At 66.0% G+C, this 6,035-nt stretch carries 5 protein-coding genes and 1 pseudogene; 4 read left to right on the forward strand and 2 right to left on the reverse strand.

All coding sequences use genetic code 11. From position 1 onward, the window contains the following. The first annotated feature begins 161 nt into the window (after nucleotides 1-161). Together ACJH7A_RS29775 and ACJH7A_RS29780 are read left to right on the forward strand one after the other, a co-directional pair. On the forward strand, nucleotides 162-1,139 hold the full coding sequence (locus tag ACJH7A_RS29775; protein WP_318987333.1) for a diiron oxygenase: 978 nt from the start codon (nucleotides 162-164) through the stop codon (nucleotides 1,137-1,139). Continuing rightward, nucleotides 1,139-2,569 (forward strand): FAD-dependent oxidoreductase, encoded by a 1,431-nt coding sequence (locus ACJH7A_RS29780; RefSeq protein WP_318987332.1) that lies wholly within the window; start codon nucleotides 1,139-1,141, stop codon nucleotides 2,567-2,569. Before ACJH7A_RS29775 ends, ACJH7A_RS29780 begins: the two co-directional genes overlap by 1 nt. On the opposite strand, the gene ACJH7A_RS29785 is transcribed toward ACJH7A_RS29780, so the two are convergent. Further along, nucleotides 2,545-3,279: a TetR/AcrR family transcriptional regulator gene (locus ACJH7A_RS29785; protein WP_318987331.1), complete on the reverse strand. Its 735-nt coding sequence runs from the start codon at nucleotides 3,277-3,279 to the stop codon at nucleotides 2,545-2,547. The genes ACJH7A_RS29780 and ACJH7A_RS29785 overlap by 25 nt on opposite strands. Before the next feature lie 71 nt (nucleotides 3,280-3,350). Here ACJH7A_RS29785 and ACJH7A_RS29790 point away from each other — a divergent pair. Further along, nucleotides 3,351-3,941 (forward strand): annotated as a pseudogene (locus ACJH7A_RS29790) (carboxymuconolactone decarboxylase family protein); the annotation flags it as partial. Here ACJH7A_RS29790 and ACJH7A_RS29795 read toward each other — a convergent pair. Continuing rightward, nucleotides 3,938-4,936, reverse strand: coding sequence for an IS481 family transposase (locus ACJH7A_RS29795; RefSeq protein WP_406803260.1), 999 nt, complete (start codon nucleotides 4,934-4,936; stop codon nucleotides 3,938-3,940). The pseudogene ACJH7A_RS29790 and the gene ACJH7A_RS29795 sit on opposite strands and share 4 nt — an antisense overlap. Before the next feature lie 229 nt (nucleotides 4,937-5,165). On the opposite strand from ACJH7A_RS29795, the gene ACJH7A_RS29800 reads away from it, so the two are divergent. Continuing rightward, nucleotides 5,166-5,957 carry a 3-oxo-5-alpha-steroid 4-dehydrogenase gene (locus ACJH7A_RS29800; RefSeq protein ID WP_293012501.1) on the forward strand — a complete coding sequence of 264 codons (792 nt, stop codon included), beginning with the start codon at nucleotides 5,166-5,168 and terminating at the stop codon, nucleotides 5,955-5,957. The last annotated feature ends 78 nt before the right edge of the window (nucleotides 5,958-6,035 follow it).

Below are 6,035 nucleotides of genomic sequence, written 5' to 3' on the forward strand. Positions count from 1 at the left end.
TGCTTCGAATGCGGATACCCACTGGGCACGACAACCTCCCAAATCAATGGATGTTGTCTTGACCGTATGAATCTGCCGGGGAAAACTCACGATCTTCTTCACGTTCGGCGGGAAGAAAGTCAGGTATTTACTGGGACCACTGTTCCCGGTAAATTGGAGACATGACTCAGGCAATGGAGCCCGGTTACCAGAACCTCCTCGACGTGCTGTCGGAAGGCTCGGTGCGGCGCCGCTTCGACCCCTACCTCGACATCGCGTGGGATGCCCCGGACATGCAGATCGACCTGCACGATCCGCGCTGGGTGCTGTCCCCCGCCATCGACCCGCTGGGTGCCACCGAGTGGTACCAGAGCCAGCCACTGGAACGGCAGATCGAGATCGGCCGGTGGCGGACGCTCAACACCGTCAAGGTGGGTGCGGCGTTCGAGAGCATCCTGATCCGCGGGCTGATGGCCTTCATCATGAAGCTGCCCAACAACTCCCCCGAGTTCCGGTACGCGCTGCACGAGATGACCGAAGAGTGCAACCACATCCAGATGTTCCAGGAACTGGTCAACCGCTCCGGTACCGATGTCCCGGGCATGCGGAAGCTGTTCTTCAAGCTGTCGCCGTACATCGGCCTGGTCGGCCAGTACTCGCCGACGGCGTTCATGGCCGGCATCCTCGCCGGCGAGGAGCCCATCGACCACTTCCAGAAGGGCATGATCCGCAACGGCGCCAACCTGCCACCGGCAGTGCTGCGCACCATGCAGATTCACATCGCCGAGGAGGCCCGCCACATCTCGTGGGCCAACGAATTCCTCAAGACCCACATGCCCGAACGGTCGTGGCGGTTCAAGGCCTTCGCCACCGTCGCCTTCCCGCTGACGCTGCGCTGGCTGGCACACGAGATCATGGGGTCGTCGAAGTCGTTCGGCAAGCAGTTCGACATCCCGGAAGACGTCATGCGGCAAGCCTTCTGGCGCAGCCCGCAGTCGCGGAAGATCATGGCGAGTTTCTTCGACGAGACCCGCGCGCTGGCCGAGGAGATCGGCCTGATGAACCGCGTCGGCCGCTGGATGTGGAAGCGCTGCGGCATCGCCGGTGAGACGGCCCGCTACCGCAGTGCCCCCAACCGCGAGGCACAGTTGATCGCCTGATGCCCCACGTCATCACGCAGTCCTGCTGCAGCGACGCATCGTGCGTCTACGCCTGCCCGGTCAACTGCATTCACCCCACGCCCGACGAGCCCGACTTCCACACCGCCGAGATGCTGTACATCGATCCGGTGGAGTGCGTCGACTGCGGCGCGTGCGTGACGGCCTGCCCGGTCGACGCCATCAAGCACGACGGTTCACTGGAGCCGACCGAGAAGGTCTTCCTCGAGCTCAATGCCGGCTTCTACAAGGAACCACGGCCCCGGCCGCTGCTGGCGCCCGTCGTTCCCCCGCTGCAGGTCCGCGCCCCCGGAGCCATCAGCGTGGCCATCGTCGGGTCCGGCCCGGCGGCGATGTACGCGGCCGACGAAGTGCTGACCATCCCGGCCGCCCGCGTCCGGATGTACGAGCGGTTGCCCCAGGCCGGCGGTCTCGCCCGCTTCGGCGTGGCCCCGGATCACCGGCGTACCCGGGGCGTGTCCCGGCAGTTCGACACCATCACCGCCGACCCGCGGCTGGAGTTGGTGACCGGCGTCGAGATCGGCTCCGATATCACCCACCAGCAGCTGCTCGCCGAGCATGACGCCGTCATCTACGCCGTCGGCGCCGCGACGGATCGTCCACTGGATGTACCCGGAGCGAGCCTGCCGGGCGTCAGCTCGGCCACCCGTTTCGTGGCGTGGTACAACGGCCATCCCGACTTCGCCGACGCCGTCTTCGACCTGTCGCAGCCGCGCGCGGTCGTCATCGGCAACGGCAACGTCGCGCTCGACGTCGCCCGGATTCTCACCACCGATCCGGACCGGCTGGCCGCCACCGACATCGCGCCGCACGCGTTGAAAGCCTTGCGGCAGAGCCAGATCGACGAGGTCGCGGTCGTCGGCCGGCGTGGGCTCGCGCAGTCGGCGTTCACCGTGCCGGAGCTGGTCGGCCTGACGACGATGCCCGACGTCGACGTCGTCGTCGCACCACAGGACCTGGCGTCACTGCCGGACACCGATGCGCGCGCCCGCATCCTGCGGGACCTGCCACGACGGCCCGGGAACCGCCGCATCCGGCTGGAGTACCTGCAGTCGCCCACCGCCATTGCGCGCACCACGGCCGGACTGGACATCGAGTTCGCCCGCAACGAACTGGTGGCGGCGGCCGACGGCACCATCAAGGTGAAGCCGACCGGCGACCTGCACACCGTCACTGCCGGACTGGTGCTCACGTCGATCGGCTACCGGGGACGGCCTGTGGCCGACCTGCCGTTCGACGAGGCGCGGGGCACGGTCCCCAACGACAGCGGTCGCGTCGACGGCCTCGCCGCGACCTACGTGACGGGCTGGATCAAACGCGGTCCGACAGGGTTCATCGGCACCAACAAGTCCTGCGCGCAGGAGACCGTGCGCAGCCTGGTGGCCGACTACAACGCGGGGTTGTTGGCCTGACGGTTCGCCAGCGCGGCCACCACGGCGACGAGCGGCTCATCACGACTGACCTCGAACCCGATGGCCCGTGCGGCACCGTCGATGACGTACCAGGTGAAGTCGGCGAGGTGCGCGATCATCTCGTCGCGGGTGTGCGTCGGTTCCGGCGTGCGCACCCAGGCGAACAGCGTCTCCTCGACCATGGTCACGATCGCCAGCGGGACCAGTTTGAACGCGCTGTCCTCGACGCCGATCGCCAACTGGATGGCGGCGATGATGCCGTCGGCGCGTTCGATGATGCGCAGCTTCAGCTCGCCGACGGCGTCGAGCGTCTCGTCCCCCTCGAACGACGGGCCACTGCGCGCGAACTCGTTGAGCCGCGGATGGTCGATCATCCAGTCCGCGACGGCCTCGATGGTGCGGGTCAGAATCTCGCGCAGCGAGCCGTCGGAGATGTCGAGCTTGCTGACCAGGACGGACCCGAAGTCGTCGATGAGATACGACCGCACCCGCCGCTCGAGTTCCTCCTTGCCGGAGGTCTGCCGGTAGATCACCGACTTGGCGACGCCCGCGCGTTTGGCGATGGCGGCGACGGAGATGTCGGCGCCGGGCGGGCTCTCCTCGAGCAGTTCGATCATCGCCAGCAGGATCTGGGCCCGGCGTTCGGCGTTGTGCTGCTCCCACCGCGCCTCGTACCCACTCACCGAGGCAGAGTTCGGGGCCACAGACATGTGTCTTACGGTAGCCGCCGCCTTCTCGTGTGATGCCCGCCATACCCCTGTCACACCTCGCGACGCTGTCTCGTCCAACCGGTATGACCACAACACCACGCATCGAACCCCTGCCCCCGCAACGCGCCGGCCTGCTGACCCGGCTCATGTACCGCTACGCCAAGCGTGAGTTCGGCGAGGTGCCCGAACCGTTCACGGTGGCGGCGCACCACCCGCGGCTGCTGGTCGCCAACGCCGTGCACGAGACCCTGCTCAAGAACGGTTCCAAGACGCTGCCCGACTCGGTCCGCGACCTCGCCGTGTTCTGGACCGCACGGACCGTGGGCTGCTCCTGGTGCGTCGACTTCGGCACCATGCTGATGCGCCTGGAGAGCCTGGATGTGGACCGGCTCAAGCACATCGACGATTACGCGACCTCGCCGCTGTTCACCGACGACGAGCGGGCCGCGATCGCCTACGCCGACGCGATGACCACCGATCCGCACAACGTGACCGATGAACAGGTCGACGATCTCAAGCGCCGGTTCGGCGAGGCCGGTGTCATCGAGCTGACCTATCAGATCGGTGTGGAGAACATGCGGTCCCGGATGTACGCGGCGCTCGGGATCACCGAGCAGGGCTTCAGCTCGGGCGACGCGTGCCGGGTGCCCTGGGAGGCCTAGCTGTGATGTCCAGGGACGTTGGTCAGCCGAGTGACCGGTGGGCGGCCTCCGATGGCGGAGTGGGCTCGGTGGTGATTGTAGAAATGCAGCCAGCTCGGTAGGGCTGTGTTGCGTTGTTCGGTGGATTCGTAGAACCGGGCGTAGGCCCAGCCGTCCCCGAGCGTGCGATGGAATCGCTCGATCTTGCCGTTGGTCTGGGGCCGGTATGGCCGGGTTCGCTTGTGGCTGATGTTCAGTTCGGCGCAGGCACCGCGCCAGGCCAAGGATTTGTAAGCCGACCCGTTGTCTGAGAGGACTCGTTCCACCGTGACGCCGCGTTCGGCGAACCAGGCCACCGCGCGCTGCAACACACCGATCGCGGTGGCCGCTTTCTCGTCGGACTGGATCTCGACGTACGCAACCCGAGAGTGATCATCAATAACTGTGTGCAGGAACGCAATTCCAATTCGCGGTCGATAATCGTCGGCACGTTCACCGGTGCGATGCGCGGTCAGCTGCCGGTTGCGCTTGCCTTGTTGTCGGCTAAGGAACTTGTGCCCACCGCCGTCGGGGATGTTGCCGAATTTGGTGACGTCGACGTGGATCAGCGAACCGGGATGATCGTGCTCATAGCGGCGCAGCGGTTCGCCAGTTACGCGGTCGATGTAGGACAACCGATTGATCCGGCACCGGGTCAGCACAGCGTGCACCGTGGACGCCGGCATGCCCAGTCGTCCGGCGATCTGCACGGGCCCGAGCCGCTTGCGCCACCGCAGGTCCACGATCCGACGCATGACCTGGTCGCTGGTCTTGGTGGGGCTCCGGTGCGGTCGCGAGCTACGGTCGACCATGCCGGCAGAGCCTTCGGTACGAAAGCGATCGGCCCATTTCTTGGCGGTTCGAGGCGCGACCATGAACATCTTGGCCGCAGCGGTATAGGTCCAGCCCTTCTCGATGATGAGCTCGGCGAGCTTCAATCGTGCGCGCGGGGTTAATGCAGCGTTAGCGTGGGACACGAAGGCCTCCTGGTTGGTGAAGCGGTTCCTAGACAGCTCCACTTCACAACCGGAGGCCTTCCCTGTCACACAGGCTCACCGATACATAACGGGACAACGTCCCCGGACATCACACCTAGCCCGAGCGAGCCGGGACTCTCGCTGGCCTCACGCCCCGGCCAGGTGGTAGAACACGTTACAGAAATGGCGGCCTCGGCCGCCGAAACCGCCTGTTCAGCGAGGACTGCCCATGCACTGGTACACCGGCAACACGTTCTATGACACCGTGCTGACGGCAGCCTTCGCGTTCGCCGCGTTCGTGATCATCGGCGGTTTCTTCGCGCAGAGTTCCTACGGGCGGTTCTCGACGACGAAGCTCGGCCTGAATCTCAACCCGAAGCTCGGTTGGTGGCTGATGGAGATCCCGGCGACGGTCGTGTTCCTCATCAGCTACCTGGCCGGGCCGCACCGCTTCGAGCCGACATCGCTGGTGCTGGCCGGGATCTGGCTGCTGCACTACGCCAACCGGGGCTGGTTCTTCCCGCTGGCGATCCGCCAGGCGCCCGGCAAGCGCGGCACCTTCAACGTGTCGGTGATCGTGATGGGCATGCTCGTGACGTCGATGCACGGCTACCTCAACGGGACCCTGTTCAGCCACGACTTCTTCGGGCAGTACACCACCGCGTGGCTGACCGACCCCCGGTTCCTGGTGGGGCTGGTGGTCTACCTCTGCGGCTTCGTGCTCCTGGTCAACTCCGAGTCGATCGTGCGAAACCTGCGCGACAAGAACAACCCCGGCGGTGCGGAGTACCGGATTCCGTTCGGCGGCGGTTTCCGGTTCGTCACCAGCCCGGCGTATCTGGGCGAGCTCATCGCGTGGTCCGGCTTCGCGCTGCTGACCTGGGCGCTGCCCGGGGTGGCCATCCTGTTGATCACCGCGGGCAATCTCATTCCCCGGGCGCTGGGCACCCATACCTGGTACCAGGAGAAGTTTCCCGAGTACCCGACCGACCGCAAGGCCCTGATCCCCTACGTGCTCTAGGTGTACTGACCTGAGAGGTTAGGCACGCGGCTGGCGGGTGGGTGGCCTCCGAGTGCGGTGTGGCCGCGGTGGTGATTG

Origin of the sequence: Mycobacterium sp. SMC-17 (assembly GCF_045310915.1) — a bacterium.
Taxonomy (GTDB): Bacteria; Actinomycetota; Actinomycetes; order Mycobacteriales; family Mycobacteriaceae; genus Mycobacterium.